The following is a 16242-nucleotide window of genomic DNA, read 5'->3' as shown; positions in this document are numbered from 1 at the left end:
AACGCTTTTCCCTTCAAGGCCGAGGAAATCACTACCAAACGAATTGGGTACAAAGTCCACTGGTGCGAATGTTAAGCGATAGCGGCATTCGTGTCCTATAGATTAGAAGAAATCTCCCGATTTCTAAATATTCGAGAACTTAGTTTATTATGCGATAATTTTTAATTCGCTTCATATCATCTGAAAACGTCTATACATTTCATCTTTATGTTGTCTACTGACAGGAAGTTGATGATCTTCATTCAGTGTTACAGCGTTATTTTCAAAAGCAGTGACATAATTCGTATTGATGATATAGCTTCTATGAATTCTAAGGAAATTGGGATGATTGATTTTTTCTTGAATTTTTTTCAATACAATCGCATAGGTATAATCCATTTCTTGCGTATGGATGATGGTGTAGTTACTATCGGCTTCAAGGTAAATAATATCACTGATTGCAACTTTCTTGAATTTATTGTCATGTTTGATAAAAAGTGAATCAGGGGAATTTTTATTGGTAGGACTTGTTTGTTCTTCTGCTTCAGTATCTTCCTCCATCAGCGCACTGTTGAAGTTGGAAATCGCAAGGTCAATAGACATACTGATCATTCTGTCATTGAAGGGTTTTAAAAGGTAAGCATGTGGCTTTGCTAATTTTGCTTGGTCAAAAGTTTGTTGGTCTGCGTGAGACGTTAAGAAAATAAAAGGAAGGTTGAAGTTTTCATTAACACTATTAGCGAGGTCGATACCTGTTTTTTCTCCTTTAAGTGTGATATCAATGATAAGGAAATCCATTTTGGTGGTAAATAATACCTTTATGGCTTCATCGTAACTTTGTACCACGGTAGTTTTGTAGTCATTATTGCTTTCTAAGCGTAATTGTAAGTCTTGAGCCAGCAGTATCTCATCCTCTACAATTAATATATTGATTTGATTGTTCATATTATTTGTTGATCATTAATACACAAGTAGTTCCGCGGTCGGTTTCGTAAGACACTTTACCATCTAATTGTTTGACCAAGGAGTCTACTAAGTTCAACCCGAAATTAGTCCCCCCAGACTTTCCTTTAAGAATACCGACGCCATTGTCTTTTACCTTTACTATAATTTCCCCCTTGATTTCCTTCAAGTCAATCCACATTTTAGGATCTTCAACACCTTCATAAGCGTATTTCATGGCATTTGTGACAAATTCATTGACAATTAATCCCATCGGTATGGCTTTGTCGATATGAAGCATAACAGGTTTGATATTGAAAGTAGGTGTGAATGAAGCTTGAAAACTGTACATCAGATTCAAAACAAGTTCTTGGAGGTAAGTATCAATTTCAATTTCGGTATGAACGTCTTTTTGATATAGTTTTTGATGGATTAACGACATGGCTTCTACCCTAAATCGGCCAGAATCAATGGCACTAACGGCAGGATGATCCCCTAGTTTTCTACTTTGAAGATTCAATAGACTAGAGATCATTTGTAAATTATTTTTTACTCTATGGTTTAACTCCTTTAATAAAAGTGCTTTCTCTTCTTCTCTTTCAGCAAGCATATCTCTCTGCTGACGAAGTGTAATGTTGATTTTTTTCTTTTTTACAGATTCAAAATAGAAACGTACACCAAAACCTACTAAAATAAGTGCTATAGAAACGATAGCCATTGAAATATAAAAACGAAATTTTGCTTCTTGTCTGAGAAGTTCCATTTCGTGCTCCATTTCATTGAGTTCCATTTGATGCTTAGCTTGTTCTAGCTTTTTGATAGATTCTTTGTTGATCAATGAGTCTTTATATATTTCTTTTTCTTTTTCGTAGAATAATGCTTTATCAAATTGATTTCTTTCTTCGTAGAATGAAGATAACAGTTCAGTGATATCCCTAATTTCTTCTTTGGCATGAAGAGTTTTAAAATGACGATATGCACTAAGGAATAAACTTTCTGCAAATTCTTCTTTATTTTCTTGTAGGCGTAATTTCCCTAACTCCACTCTGAAAATTTCCGCAGTAAGATCATCTCCAACTTTCTTTAAGTAATGAACGCCGAGTTTAAGATTTTTTTCAGCTTCAAAGGTTTGATGGATGGACATCTGAGCCATACCTAGGTTGCCATGTGTGTAACCAAAAATTATTTCGTCTTTTTCTGTTTGTTCATTAAGATCTAATACTTCAGAAAATAAATTGATTGCCTTATTATAATCTTTTAATATTCTGTATGTATCTCCTGTATTTAATAACAGCGACATATAATTTAAAATAAGCACATTAGAGCTTGACTGAAAATCTTTGGGATAAGTGGATAATGCTATTTCGTAATAATTTTTAGCTTCTAAATAATCTTTATCTGAGTAATAAATTGCAGCAAGTTGAATATAATTTAAAGCTTCTAAATATTTATTTTTGAAGGTTTTATTAATTTCGATAGCTTTTAATATACAATTTATAGCTTTTATTTTATTACCGAATAATCTATGAATATTGCACATATCTTCTAATATCAAAGACTGCAGTTCAGCGTTTTTAGTTTTTATTGAAAGATCTAATGCTTTTTGTAAATAGATTAGTCCTTCTAAGTTATTGAGGTGGAAACCAATTTTAGAATAATATATTGCAGTAGAATCATGTGAAAGGTAACTTTCATTCATTGTTATATATTCAATTAACCTACTAGCTCTATCTTTATTTTGAGCTAATAGGTTAAAAGAATAAAGTTCTATAATAAATAAAGCTACATATAAAATAATACTATTTTTGTACATAAATATTAGCTTCCTCTGTTTCTACTAACCTGTGCAATTGGATCAATAATACAATAGTACTTTTGCATAACCCCATTGTCATCTTTCAACTTAAATTTCAGAACGACATAATAAGAGATTAAAATATCATCACTTTCATCCTCAAATTTGACGGTTTTTGCGTTGATTTCACCATCATCCCCTGGCTCAAAATAAATACAACCATTAGGAGCCACTGTGGTGAGCTTTTTATCAGCAGGGTCTTTAAAGTCAAAGTACTTTGACCAAGCCATCTTACCCATAATATCTTTAGAGTTAGTCGTCAAGTTTTGTACTTGAAGGTAGATCAACTTTGCTTTTAGTTTGTCTACAGTGTCTTGGGCAAGTTTGACAGTGATTGTTTCTCCAGATTTGATGTTTTTGATACCGCTGATATCTGTTTTTACAAAAGGATCAATGACTACAGGTTGGACAGGAGAACCTGTTTCAGTGTACATGTTGTTGAAGTTCTTGATGATCTCATCAGCGTAAAGCTCAACCTCAATGACGTTGGGAGCAACTAGTTGTTCAGACATAGTCAGTAATTAATTTTAAAATAGTTTGTAATAAGTTTATAGAATAAACATTCCATAAATAGATAGCGTAAAATAGACCACTCTAAAAAACCATTGAAAAGATGGATATCTGATTAAAAAGAGAGTGTTTTCTTTACCTATGTTTCTCATTAAAGTTGCATACTTTTTCATCAAATCCCAAGAAAAAATCCGTTTACTAAAAAAATAGTACCACTCACTCAATTGTTGTTTTTATTCTTAAATGAATGTTATTACTTGCAGTCGTACCAAAAAGGAAACTATTAATGACGATGTCACAAAACATAGACGGAGATAACAAAACTAATCAACTTGTGGAAAGTGATTTTCTTCAATCAAAGGAAGGTGATTTTATCGTTTTCGGAACTTACGAACATGTGGAAGACAAGTTTACTAAAGTTCCTAAGGGAATAGAGTTATGTTTTTTGTCCAATGACCAATATTATATTTCAGATGCATTGGTCAAGCAACTTAAAACACAAAAAGCCGTTCCTGCCATAGGTTACTATGAAGGAGAAAAGTGGATAGAAGTGACGCCTACTATCTACAGAGAGGGGGATATAGTACCTAATCATGTCATGAAAATGTTTCCTCAGGGCATGATCTCAAAAATCGGGTCGTCCCATATCCAAGGTATTACAAAAAAAATGAGTTTAAACAACTTGTGGATTCATATGCAGTCTGCAAGTGATAGCGATATTATTATTAGGTGTTTTTGGACAGCCAATAAGTTGACTAACCCCGTTCTTCACCCGAAACTATTATTTCATATTACCAAATAATACTAATAATCAAATTTCAGAATACACATTAGACTTACTTTGCAAAAGAGATCGGTTCTGCCGGTCAATTTTGTTACATGTTGTAGGAGGTACTCTCATCTTTATGATGGAGTACCTTTTTTTATTTTCTGTTTCCGATAGGAAAACTAAAACTCACCCCTGCCGAAATACTTTGTTCTTGGTCTTGTATATCATGCACATATCCTACTCTTGGGCAGATATAACCAATGCCTTTAATGGGGATAAAATACATTAAAAAGCCATCCACGTAATCATTGCCGAATTTAAAATCATTTCCACTGACAATGTCTTTGGCATAACCGCCACCAATACCCCAGTGTTTATTTTTACCAAAAAGGTAAGTACCATAAATGGCCACAGAACTTTTAAAAGGCTGATTGATACCATTTTCATTTTCCCAGTCACCGATGATAGAAGTGCCAATCATCCATGTATCACTGATATAATGATTATAATCTACACTCAAAATACCTGAATGAGCATTTCTCTGCATCACATTAGAACCCGACGTTGTCAAGGAGAGAAACCCTGTGGGACGCTCTTGTGCAGATAGGTTACCGATAGTGAGTAGGGTCAACGCCAAGATGAAGAAGTAAGGAAGGGAAGGATAGATACTGTTTTTCATTTTCGTATGTTTTCTGATGTATGATTTTTAGAGATGTCTCTCTTTCATCTAGAAAAGGGTAAAGGGGGAGAGGAACCCCTAAAAAATAATTGAAATAGGGATTAAGCGTATCGATTTCCCTTCTGTGGGAGAAAAGACATTGTAAAACGAATCGATATGAAAAAATTATTATTCAGCCTATTGGCTTTCCTTTTATTGTTTGTGCATTCGGTAATGGCACAAGATACACCAATAGATGCTTCCAAACCGACCAACTTTTATTCTCAGGTAGATATTCAGTTTGAAAGTGCGGGAAGCCAAAATCAATATGGTTTGAGGAATTCATTTATCATTGCTCCTTCAGAAAAACATCTGATTCTTGGAGAATTACCAATTTTGACCAATACTCAGACGAATGAAACGGGGATTGGTGATATCAGATTACGCTATTTTTATTTGCCTTATAAAAATTACGATAAACTATTGGGTGCATTTGGGCCATCCATAGATGTTTACAGCCCTACAGGTAATGTAGATAAAGGTTTGGGGGCAGGACGTTGGGTAGTGGCTCCAGGACTTACTTTGGGGGTAATGGCTTTTGAAAGAATACAGTTTTTCCCCATTATTTCTTACCAGTATATGTCTGAAAAAGCAGGGCAGATCAATGAAAATGGAGAAAATACAGCGATGCACGGTATGACTTTTCAAGTAATCACACCTATCGTACTTAGTCAAAAAATGTATATGCAGGTGACACCTATCGTTCAATTACCTGATTTTAGATATGCCACGACCAATTTTGCTTGTGAGGTATTGGTGGCATATTCTTTAAAAGAAAAACTACAGCTTTCTGGTTTTTATAAGGCTGACCAAACTTATGGTCAAACATTTAGGGTAGGGACGACGATTTTCTTTTAGTTTATTGTAAACTCACCATGTTTCAAGTGTTAAGCGCGAGCGTCACTTGGAACTGATTATTGGCGAAGTCTCCTGACTTCGAATATAAATACCATATTTTCATTCACCATTAACCCACAAATTAAGTCGTGAATTGATGATGAGTAAATACATTGTAAACTAAGTTTTCGTTAATTAATGTAATTTCTTTTATGGATGATAAATGGTAGTGTATTGTGGTTCGCGAGGACGTTTTACTAAAACGTTCCTACAGAACTGCATTTCAGAAGGTTATTATAAAAACCTTTGTCTTTTCATCAATGGAAAAATGAAGAAGAAGAAATCTTGAAAGTAGTTCCGATAAAATCTTGTAGAAAGATGGATTAAAAGTGAGTGGTTTTAAGTTTAATAAAACACCACTAAAAGGTCTAATAATATTCAATGTTAGATCTTTTTTTACATTGGAAATCATAAAAAGAGGAAGAAAGTTTATCCTATTGTCTGATGGTAGTATATTGATGTCAACCAGAAAATGAAAATGAATGACGCTATGAAAATGAATTATTACCAACGATTATCGACTTACTTCACCTTCATCTGTACGTTTTTTTTATCAACTTCAGTTGAAGCGGTTCATTTTGTAATTCACCAACTTCCGTTGCACCATCCTCAAGAAGCCTCCCTTTTTTTGGTAGGTTCTTTTAATGCATGGAACCCATCAGATACAAAATATCAATTCCATCGAAATCAAAAGGGGCAATGGGTCGCTAGTATTTCTTCAAGTCTGAATGCTTTTGAGTATAAAATCACGAGAGGAAGTTGGGAAAAAGTAGAATCAACGCAAGATGGAAAACCCAAAGCCAACCGGGTTTTTATTTCCGAAAATGAAGCCGATACTGTTTTTATTGATGTATTAGGTTGGGAAGATTTGGCAGGTCAAACCACTATCCTGTTGGAAGAATTACCTGCTTCTACTCCTTATGAATCAAGGTTTTTCCTGACAGGCGATTTTAATAATTGGGACCCTTTTAATACAGAATATCAATTTCAAAAAAATGAAGAGGGTGTTTACGCATTGACATTACCTTCCACTATTTCTCAGTTTCAATTTAAGGTAACGAGAGGAAGTTGGTCCTCTACAGAGTGTTTGTCTAATGGAAAATACAGACCCAATAGAGCGTATTTTCATCAAAGCAAAGGACCTGAAACAATAGTCCTTCAAATTGAAGATTGGGAAGATGTTTACAAAGGAAAAGTATGGGGTTTAACACCTCTGACGCAATTTATCCTCTTTCACCTTTTACTCTTGTTTATTTATTTCTCTTGGATTAATTATGAGCATTCCCAATTTAAAATGTCTTTATGGATCATAGGATTGAGTTTTGGGATAACATTACTTTTTGCGACCTCTTTATTTATGCCTTTAAAAAACAGCTTAAATGGACTTCACTTAGTGCATGACCTGTTTATACCCGTTTTATTTATAGCTATAGGTGTAATACAAAATTATACCTTTCGATATACACAATGGAAAAGCTACAAAAGAGGAATTTATGTATTAAGCATTAGTTTATTATTGGTTGTAAGTCTGTATGTATATCAGGAAGAACCTTTATTAACGACTTTCCTGGAGCGTAAATATCCTGTATTGAATCTTTTTATAAAGTTGATAGTATTGGCCGTTGTGATGTATACTTGGAATATTTCAAGACAAAAACTTACAAAATACAACACAGAAACATTACAAGGGAGTGTGGTGAAAATGGCAAAAGAAGCATTTTTGCTCTATCAAAAAAGTGTGGTGGTTTTGATGGGAGTTTTTATCATTTCTATTGTTATACAAGCTTACAGATCCGTACTGAGTCCTTCTGATTTTCTTTTGCAAGACCTTTCTGATGATATCATTTGGTATGCAACATTTATTTATATGGTTTTTCTTTCAGGATGGGTCTTTAGATATCATGCTTTATTAAAGCCCGTTGAATTAAAAAGTTCCTACCGAAAAGAAGATGTTCCTTCCAATGACAAAGAATTGACGGTATTCATGGAACAGGTCACTGTACTTTTTGAAAAAGAGCAACTTTATACAAAACAAGATCTTACTCTCAACGAAGTTTCAACGATCATGAGTATTCCTTCTCATAAATTGACAAAGTTGATTCAACAATCTTACAAAAAGAATTTCTCAGAACTGGTGAATGATTATAGAGTGAAAGCCTTTACACAGAAAGTAATGATGGGGGAAGCAGAAAAAAGTACATTATTGAGTATAGCTTACGAAGTAGGTTTTCATTCAAAAAGTACTTTTAATAGAGCTTTTAAAAAATCAACGGGCATGACACCTAAAGAATTTATGAATAAATCTTCAGTAAAGAAGATTTTAGAGGAATAATACGTATCGCTTTTAGAAAAAATAGGTCTCAATAATATAAAACGTAATAAATACGTAAAAAGGTGTAAGTAATTGATAAAGTGTGTATTATTAGTGTCAAATTATTTAATTGAGACTTGTTTTTTGCTCCTATTCATTTCAATTTATGAATCTTAGACGATTGCAACCTGTTTAGATGTGTAAGATTGCAATATCAATCTATTGAACATTTTTTTAGCAAACATGCTCTTAAAAAGATGCTCATTGTTTAATCTAAGTAAAAATGAAAATGAATTTAAGATCAATTCTACTTTTTTCCTCTCTTACCATAGGGAGTTTTTCTTGTAACCAATTTCTAGAGCAAGAAGAAGGTAGTATACCAGCTCATGAACCTAAAGCAAACATGGATTTGCAGGTGACCAACCACGACGGTGCACCATTTGTAACCAACGAAAAGTCCAACGCAAGATATTATAGTAGCCCAGGTGGACCTGTAATGATGCAAGCGTTTTATTGGGATGTTCCAGCAGGAGGTAACTGGTGGAATACCGTAAAAGGTAAACTAGACGCTTGGAGCAATCAGGGGATTGGTTCAATTTGGTTACCACCCGCTTCAAAAGCACAAAACGGTCCTTTCTCAATGGGGTATGATCCAATGGATTACTTTGACTTTGGTGATTACAACCAAATGGGCTCAACAGAAACAAGATTTGGTTCTGGTTCTGAATTGAGATCATTGATTGGTGAAGCACACAATCAAAACATGGAAGTGTATGCTGATATTGTATTGAACCACAACAGTGGAGGACAACTAGAAGCGAACCCTTACACGGGTACTGATACTTGGACAAAGTTTGAGCCTGCATCAGGTAAATTCTTCAGAACTTACAATGATTTCCACCCGAACTTAGATGCTAACAATGACGAAGGCGTATTTGGAGGGTTCCCTGACTTAAGCCACGTAAAAGGTTACGTACAGGATTGGTTATGGAGAAGTAACGAAAGTGTTGGAAAATACTACAAAAACGATCTAGGTTTTGATGGTTGGAGATTTGATTATGTGAAAGGCTTTGGCGGCTGGGTCGTTAAAGAGTGGATGAATCATGTAGGTGGTTTTGCCGTAGGTGAACTTTGGGATGGAAATGCCAATACACTAAAATGGTGGGTAGACAATACAGATAGAAAGTCAGCTGCTTTTGACTTTGCTGCATATTATGCAATGAAGAGAGCATTTGACGGGAACAACCTTTGGGAGCTCAATAGCGATATGTTATGGAAAAAAGATAGTTACAGAGCTGTAACATTCGTAGCAAATCACGATACAGATGAGATTTGGAACAAACACTTGGCTTACGCTTATATCCTAACGCATGAAGGATACCCTTGTTTGTTCTACCAAGATTATGAAGAATGGTTAGACAGAAACATGATGGATAACCTATTATGGATTCACAAAAGCTTTGCAACAGGTAATACCTCAATTCTTCATGTAGATAATGACGAATATATCGCAAGAAGAAATGGATACAATGGTAACCCTGGACTAGTTGTTTACATCAATAACTCCGATAACTGGCAAGAGCGTTGGATTCCAACGAACTGGAGTAATAGACAGATCAAAGATTATACTGGACACTCTAATTGGGAACCTTGGACGCAAGGTGGTACTTGGGTGAAAATCCAATGTCCTCCGAGAAGTTTCTCGATCTGGTCAACGAAGTAATTATCATTTCAAGTTAGTTTTCGAGTACCTGAAATATTTTCAGGTACTCCTTTTCTTTTTAAGCCGATGAAAGTTTTAATCCCTTTTCTTTTTTTATTTACAGCTTGTAATGTGCAGCATTCACAAAAAGAGGCTGCACAAGAGCAGGATCAATGGCATTATGAAACCCATCAGTCCACCCTTAAAATGCATGACAATCCCTGCCTCATTACGATCAAGGCCATACCCGATTCACATGAACTGATTTATACGATAAACTATGAGGGTGAAGGGTATTTGGAACCTTTGGTATTGTCAACGGTTGATAGTAGACCAGCGGCACATCTGATTTCAGAAAGAGTTTGGGTGGAAAATGACACCACGATATCTCATACCATCAGACCTCATAATAATACATTAAAATACGCTCAAATTAAGGATAAAGGGCCTCTTAGAGGAAGTTACATGATCAGTTATCAGGAGAAAGGACAATTACAGTACCTTCGCTTCCAACTCGATTCAAAAGTATATAATTATTATTTAGAGACCTTCCCTTATGTTTCTAATCAAAAAAGCTATCACTTCTCACCAAAGAACTTGATGCTAGAAGAGAAGGTCAGTGCCCATTTAAAGGAAAAACTAAAATCAAAACGAGATAATAGAGGAGCAGAAGGTATTATTATTTCAGAAAATGAATTGAATGTGGCGGGTTTGATCAGTCATGTTGATTGTATTTATGATGGGAAAACACTAAACCTTACAATCACTTGGATCAATCATACAGAGTTGGATTTATGGATCACTGCTCCAGTTCCTCACCTTTATATTGACCAACAAAAAGAAGCTGTAGCATGGACTTCATTTAATGAAAAGATAGGGTTAGCGAAAGGTAAAAGAATGAGTATAAATACCAATTTAGAACTTGATAATGCACCTAATGAGATAAAACTCCCGATTGAGAATGTTCTTTTTTATGATGAAGATCTATTTTTTCCGGAGAAAATGGAAGTGATATTAAATGGGGAACTGTCGATTTAAGTACAAATTAAAAATATCTGACACTAATTCTATTTATTATTTTGCGATTACTTCCTTCAAAAAACTTTCAATAGAACCACTATTCATACGTTTTTTAGCGTTGTACTCACAAAAAATAAATTAGAATTAACTATAATTTATTTTTGGCTTTGTACTTAAAAAGAAAAAACAATCATAAACTCTCTAAAAACAAAAAAGGTCAAAATCTTACGATTCTGACCTTTTTTAGTGATCCCGCCAGGATTCAAACCTGGAACCTTCACAGCCGTAATGTGATGCTCTATTCAGTTGAGCTACGGAACCATTTGCTCTTTAGGAAAAAGATTGTGACCCCGCCAGGATTCAAACCTGGAACCTTCACAGCCGTAATGTGATGCTCTATTCAGTTGAGCTACGGAGCCATTTGAGGTGCTTTTTCCTTTAAAGCGATGCAAAAGTAGAGAGATATTTTTTACAAACCAAATTATTGAGCGTATTATATTAATAATAAACGTCAATATTTTATTTTATCTGCTCGTTTCCATTGCTTTGTAGATCGCAGACTGAATATTCTCTCTAATATTTTCTTTGGCTAATTTGTTATTTCTTGCTGTAGGGTACACTCTGTTGGACAGAAAGACGTACACAATTTGATTATCGGGATCTACCCAAGCACATGTACCCGTAAAACCGGTATGTCCAAATGTAGCTTTTGGAGCTTCAGGTGCCGTATTGCCAGTGTCTCCTTTTTTAGGAGGCTTATCCCATCCCAAACCTCTTCTATTTTTGAAATGTAGGTAGGGCTGACGGTTGTACTTATTAAGAGTCGCTTGATCAAAGTATCTTCTTTCTCCATAAGAACCATTTTGAAGGTTCATTTGCATTAAAATAGCGAGGTCGTGAGCATTGGAGAAAACACCTGCATGTCCACCAACGCCACCCATCAAGTCTGCTGAAGGATCATGAACGTATCCTTTGATTAAAGACTGTCGGTAGTTGATGTCCATTTCAGTAGGTGGAATTCTAGATATATTCACTCTCTTTAAAGGCAAATAACCCAATGTTCTTGTTCCTAATGGATTGTAAAGACTATCCTGTACAAATTGATCCAAAGGCATACGCGTTTTGCTTTCTATGACTCTTTGCAGGAAATAATACCCCAAATCACTGTACCAATACCTATAGATTTCGGAAGTATATTTTCTTCTGGTAGAAATAGGAGATTCTAGCAACCATTTCCACATGGTATCTTTGATACTATCTGTCGCAAATAAATCAGGCGTGACTTGTACAGAGAATCCATCTTTTTTAATCTGACTCAAATAAGTAGGATTGTATTTCTTAGTTTCCTTATCATAAGCATGTCCCCAAAAGTAATAACCTCCTCTTAGCGGTGCAGTATGTGTAAGAAATTGAATCAATCGGATATTTCCTTTATTGGTAGAGTCTGTTTCAGGAAGATATTCTTTTAGCCTGCTGTTTACGTTGATGCTATCCTTATAATCAAGCATCATTAAAGCTTGAGTAGTAGAGGCTACTTTTGTAACCGAGGCAATATCATAAACGGTTTGATTGGTGACAGGAACTTCTTTTTCATATGTGAAATAACCATATGATTTTTCGAAAACAATTTTCCCATTCTTTGCCACTACAACTTGGCAACCTGGAGTAGCTTCCATAAAGATGGCTTGATTGGCAATACTGTCTATCAAATGACTTAATACTTCACCGTTCAGACCTACTTGTTCCGGTTTTCCATAACCTAATCTTCCAAAGTTTTTGATTTTCTCCCCTGTATTGACCACAAAGCGATCAGTGATACTTACGGGTAATTTTCCATTTGCTGCCAATGCACCTGCAATCACTTGTGCATTTGCTTTTTGTGCGTAAGGAGTAGTGGAGTAGTTGAGGACTAAATTTCTTGTATTCGAAAGGTATTTTAAACCATTAGGCTGACCACTTAAAACTACAATCACATTGGTTTTCTGTTGTAATTGTTCAATCAGTTGTTCGGTAGCGTAACTTACTCCAAATCGGTGCTTAGAGTTTTCTTGGTGACATATAATATTGATGAGAACAATATCTTTTTTAGCACAGGTTTCTAAAAGTAAATTGACTTGAGCTGTTGAAAAACTAGAATGTTCAATTTGATGATAATCATAATCAATAAACATCTTCATGGTATTGGCAAATACATCTTCTGTTTTTCGAGTACCGATACTGATCAGCTGATATTTCTTTGTATTAAGACTAGGTAGAGGTATAATGCTGTCAAGGTTAGAAAGTACGGTGACAGATTTCTCATAGGTTTCTGAACCAATCGCATCTAATTCATGAGGATTAGAATACTCAATGATGTGAGTGTCTTTTTCTATTTTATACTTCTTGATTTTCTGAAAATGCTCATCAATAATTTCCATAGCTAAAGTACCTTGTCTTACGGCACTTTTAATGGCTTTAATGACTTCTAAATGATGATCAGAAAGTACCAAAACATCATGTCCTCGTTTTAAAGCTTCAATAGCATTTCTTTGTGTGGTTTGTATCGTTGCCCCTGCCGATAAATCACCCGTAAAGATCAATCCATCAAACGAAAGAGAATCTTTTACGAAATGAATAAAAGATGTATTGAACAATGATACTTCAAACAATACTTCAGAAGGAGTGATAATATTTAAGCTGTCTTTAAGAAGTTGTTTTAAGATTTGCTGTTCATTACTGTTGAGTGTTTCATGAAAATCTGAGGCGACAGGTAGAGTTGTGCCCGTCAATATTTCAGATTGATGAAGACCTTTTAATGCTGCGTGATTTTTTTCAAGTACATTATTGGGGTCACTTCCAAAACCATAAAGTTTGGAACTATTGTGATGCTGTATGGATAATGTTTCAGCTAAGAAAAAATCGATATTTAATTTCTTGTTGATTTTGCCAATTTCATTGTAGGTATTGTAGGTGAAAATATTGCTTCCAATAGCACTAAGATGAAATTTGTCCGGTAAGATCGTATAGTTGTTATCCAGGCAATGTATGGCATCTTGAGACCTTGTTCCTAAGAGTACAGGTACTTTATTAGGAAGTTTGTTTAAGTTATTGAAATAGGTGTAGGTGTTTTTTGAGCAGTATTTGTCAAATACCACACCTCCTAATTTATTTTCCCTTCCTAATGCCTTAATCTCTTTGTCATTTTGTTGGGGCAGGGCAAAAATAAGTTGACCAATTTTCTGTTCTAAGGTAAGTTGATTGAATAGGCTGTCCTTTTCCGCACCGAAAGAAATATTCGATAAAGAAAAATTACACATCAAGATTAAGGTAGATAGAATATATATATTGTTACTCTGAATCATTCGTACTGATAAGGTTACACAACAGTGTAAAAGAAGTCGTATTTAAAAAATCAAAAAAACTACAAATCTGTTTGTTACAATAGTAGCATTTTAATTCCGTATCGAAATTTACATGATACATCTATAAAATTAAATGAATCTCTAAATCTTTGAAAAAAATAGTTGTATTTAATAAACAAAATCGCTCAAAACTAGTGTTAAGATGATACTATTTAACTAAGTATCAATTTAAATCATAAAAATGTGTTAGATTTGCAATCAGAAATCAAAAATAATTTACAAGTGGAAAGTACAACAGTTAAATATAAGGTTAAAGATATTTCTTTAGCTGACTGGGGAAGAAAAGAAATTGAGTTGGCTGAAGCTGAGATGCCAGGCTTAATGTCTTTAAGAGAAGAGTTCGGTCCTTCTAAACCATTGAAAGGAGCTAGAATTGCTGGATGTCTTCATATGACTATTCAAACAGCAGTTTTAATCGAAACTCTTGTAGAGTTGGGTGCTGAGGTAACATGGTCTTCATGTAACATTTTCTCAACTCAAGATCAAGCAGCAGCAGCAATTGCAGCGGCGGGAATTCCAGTTTATGCTTGGAAAGGTTTAACTGAAGAAGAGTTTGATTGGTGTATTGAGCAAACTTTACACGCTTTCGAAGATGGTAAGCCTCTAAACATGATCTTGGATGATGGTGGAGACCTTACTAACATGGTTTTCGATCGTTACCCTGAATTAGTAAGTGGTATCAAAGGTTTATCTGAAGAAACTACTACAGGTGTATTAAGATTACACGACCGTGAGAAAAACGGTACTTTACCAATCCCTGCGATCAACATCAATGACTCAGTAACTAAGTCTAAGTTTGATAACAAATACGGATGTAAAGAATCTTTAGTAGACGGTATCCGTCGTGCTACTGACGTAATGATTGCAGGTAAAGTTGCAGTTGTTGCTGGTTACGGTGATGTAGGTAAAGGTTCTGCGGCTTCATTAAGAGGTGCAGGTGCTCGTGTTATCGTTACTGAAATCGATCCTATCTGTGCTTTACAAGCTGCAATGGACGGTTTTGAAGTGAAGAAAATGGATGACGCTATCTTAGAAGGTGATATCGTTGTTACTACAACTGGTAACAAAGACATCGTTGTAGGTCGTCACTTCGAAAAAGTAAAAGATAAAGCTATCGTTTGTAACATCGGTCACTTCGACAACGAAATCGATATGGCTTGGTTAAACGAGACTTATGGTGATACTAAAGTGAACATCAAACCTCAAGTAGACAAGTATACTGTTGCTTCAGGAAATGATGTGATCATCTTAGCGGAAGGTAGATTAGTAAACTTAGGTTGTGCAACTGGACACCCTTCGTTTGTAATGTCTAACTCTTTCACAAACCAAACTCTTGCTCAATTAGAGTTATGGCAAAATACTGATCAGTACGAAAATAAAGTTTACATGTTACCTAAGCACTTAGATGAGAAAGTAGCAAGACTTCATTTAGCGAAGATCGGTGTTGAATTAGAGACACTTTCAGAAGATCAAGCAAGTTATATCGGTGTAAAAGTAGAAGGTCCTTACAAAGTGGAGCACTACCGTTACTAAGATTTAATCAGACTTTATCTGAATAAAATATTAAGCTAGTTCATTCATTTGGGCTCGCTTTTTTTATAAAACAGGAACCTCTTCCAAAAGTAATGGAAGAGGTTCTTTTTTATAAAAATTCTATTTCTTGATATCCAACATGCTGTAATTTTTTATACCGCTTTTTGCTGTCATGAATCACATTTACAGGAAACGAGAAATCCTCTAAATTGATCTTATGTTTTTCGATAGACCCTTTACATAAAGTAAGCTGTACCTGATCAGAGTTGATGTCTTCTAGCAGTTTCATGGTATCTGCGTTATCAAAAAGAGACTTTACAGCTTCACCACAGATGATTAATTCTGCTTGATGGAGATTGATCTCTTTATTGTCACTCAATGAATCAGCCATTGTTAAGGCTTCTTCTAAGTATTCGGGGTTGTTGACTTTCATCACATAGTTTTCCTGACCATATTTTCCATATAATAGGGTGATGAGCATGAAAATAGAAGCTAGAACGACAACTGTTATATGCCTTTCCATTTTTTAGTGTTAATTGATAAAGATTGGTGTGTTAGAGGTTGGTTACGTAATGTGTTGAATTCGAGTTGGGTAATGGTCTTCT

12 protein-coding genes and 2 tRNA genes are annotated in these 16242 nt (G+C 34.9%); 6 read left to right on the top strand and 8 right to left on the bottom strand.

What is annotated here, in order from left to right; all coding sequences use genetic code 11:
• Window positions 1–171 precede the first annotated feature (171 nt).
• The 3 genes from PL77_RS25505 to PL77_RS25495 all read right to left on the bottom strand — a co-directional run bounded on the left by PL77_RS25505 (window position 172) and on the right by PL77_RS25495 (window position 3288).
• Window positions 172–924 (bottom strand): LytTR family DNA-binding domain-containing protein, encoded by a 753-nt coding sequence (locus tag PL77_RS25505; RefSeq protein ID WP_044211623.1) that lies wholly within the window; start codon window positions 922–924, stop codon window positions 172–174.
• A 1-nt stretch (window position 925) separates the two neighbouring features.
• Window positions 926–2620 carry a histidine kinase dimerization/phosphoacceptor domain -containing protein gene (locus tag PL77_RS25500; RefSeq protein ID WP_172665950.1) on the bottom strand — a complete coding sequence of 565 codons (1695 nt, stop codon included), beginning with the start codon at window positions 2618–2620 and terminating at the stop codon, window positions 926–928.
• Between the two features lie 119 nt (window positions 2621–2739).
• Window positions 2740–3288: a hypothetical protein gene (locus tag PL77_RS25495; protein WP_044211621.1), complete on the bottom strand. Its 549-nt coding sequence runs from the start codon at window positions 3286–3288 to the stop codon at window positions 2740–2742.
• 245 nt (window positions 3289–3533) lie between these two features.
• Between PL77_RS25495 and PL77_RS25490 the strand changes: the two genes are divergently transcribed.
• Window positions 3534–4088 (top strand): hypothetical protein, encoded by a 555-nt coding sequence (locus tag PL77_RS25490; protein ID WP_044211620.1) that lies wholly within the window; start codon window positions 3534–3536, stop codon window positions 4086–4088.
• 121 nt (window positions 4089–4209) lie between these two features.
• On the opposite strand, the gene PL77_RS25485 is transcribed toward PL77_RS25490, so the two are convergent.
• Window positions 4210–4734, bottom strand: a complete 525-nt coding sequence (locus PL77_RS25485; protein ID WP_044211619.1) for a hypothetical protein — start codon at window positions 4732–4734, stop codon at window positions 4210–4212.
• Between the two features lie 156 nt (window positions 4735–4890).
• Between PL77_RS25485 and PL77_RS25480 the strand changes: the two genes are divergently transcribed.
• From PL77_RS25480 to PL77_RS25465, 4 genes are all read left to right on the top strand, one after another.
• Window positions 4891–5631 carry a hypothetical protein gene (locus PL77_RS25480; RefSeq protein WP_044211618.1) on the top strand — a complete coding sequence of 247 codons (741 nt, stop codon included), beginning with the start codon at window positions 4891–4893 and terminating at the stop codon, window positions 5629–5631.
• A 529-nt stretch (window positions 5632–6160) separates the two neighbouring features.
• Window positions 6161–8002, top strand: a complete 1842-nt coding sequence (locus PL77_RS31045) for a helix-turn-helix domain-containing protein (RefSeq protein ID WP_172665949.1) — start codon at window positions 6161–6163, stop codon at window positions 8000–8002.
• Between the two features lie 268 nt (window positions 8003–8270).
• Window positions 8271–9704, top strand: a complete 1434-nt coding sequence (locus PL77_RS25470; RefSeq protein WP_216595941.1) for an alpha-amylase — start codon at window positions 8271–8273, stop codon at window positions 9702–9704.
• 66 nt (window positions 9705–9770) lie between these two features.
• A complete protein-coding gene (locus tag PL77_RS25465) occupies window positions 9771–10721 on the top strand; it encodes a hypothetical protein (protein ID WP_044211616.1) in 951 nt (316 codons plus the stop codon).
• A gap of 229 nt (window positions 10722–10950) precedes the next feature.
• Here the strand turns inward: PL77_RS25465 and PL77_RS25460 are convergent.
• The 3 genes from PL77_RS25460 to PL77_RS25450 form a co-directional block, all read right to left on the bottom strand.
• A tRNA-Arg gene (locus PL77_RS25460) sits at window positions 10951–11024 on the bottom strand.
• Between the two features lie 24 nt (window positions 11025–11048).
• A tRNA-Arg gene (locus PL77_RS25455) sits at window positions 11049–11122 on the bottom strand.
• Window positions 11123–11227: 105 nt separating this feature from the next.
• Window positions 11228–13999 (bottom strand): serine hydrolase, encoded by a 2772-nt coding sequence (locus tag PL77_RS25450; RefSeq protein WP_044211615.1) that lies wholly within the window; start codon window positions 13997–13999, stop codon window positions 11228–11230.
• Window positions 14000–14326: 327 nt separating this feature from the next.
• Here PL77_RS25450 and ahcY point away from each other — a divergent pair, with 327 nt between their 5' ends.
• Window positions 14327–15637: an adenosylhomocysteinase gene (gene ahcY, locus PL77_RS25445; protein ID WP_156152539.1), complete on the top strand. Its 1311-nt coding sequence runs from the start codon at window positions 14327–14329 to the stop codon at window positions 15635–15637.
• Between the two features lie 109 nt (window positions 15638–15746).
• Here ahcY and PL77_RS25440 read toward each other — a convergent pair whose 3' ends face one another.
• Window positions 15747–16160 carry a hypothetical protein gene (locus PL77_RS25440; RefSeq protein WP_156152537.1) on the bottom strand — a complete coding sequence of 138 codons (414 nt, stop codon included), beginning with the start codon at window positions 16158–16160 and terminating at the stop codon, window positions 15747–15749.
• Between the last annotated feature and the right edge of the window lie 82 nt (window positions 16161–16242).

The sequence above is a fragment of the Flammeovirga sp. OC4 genome, assembly GCF_000812565.1.
GTDB lineage: Bacteria > Bacteroidota > Bacteroidia > Cytophagales > Flammeovirgaceae > Flammeovirga.
This window is presented reverse-complemented; position numbering and strand designations above follow the sequence as displayed.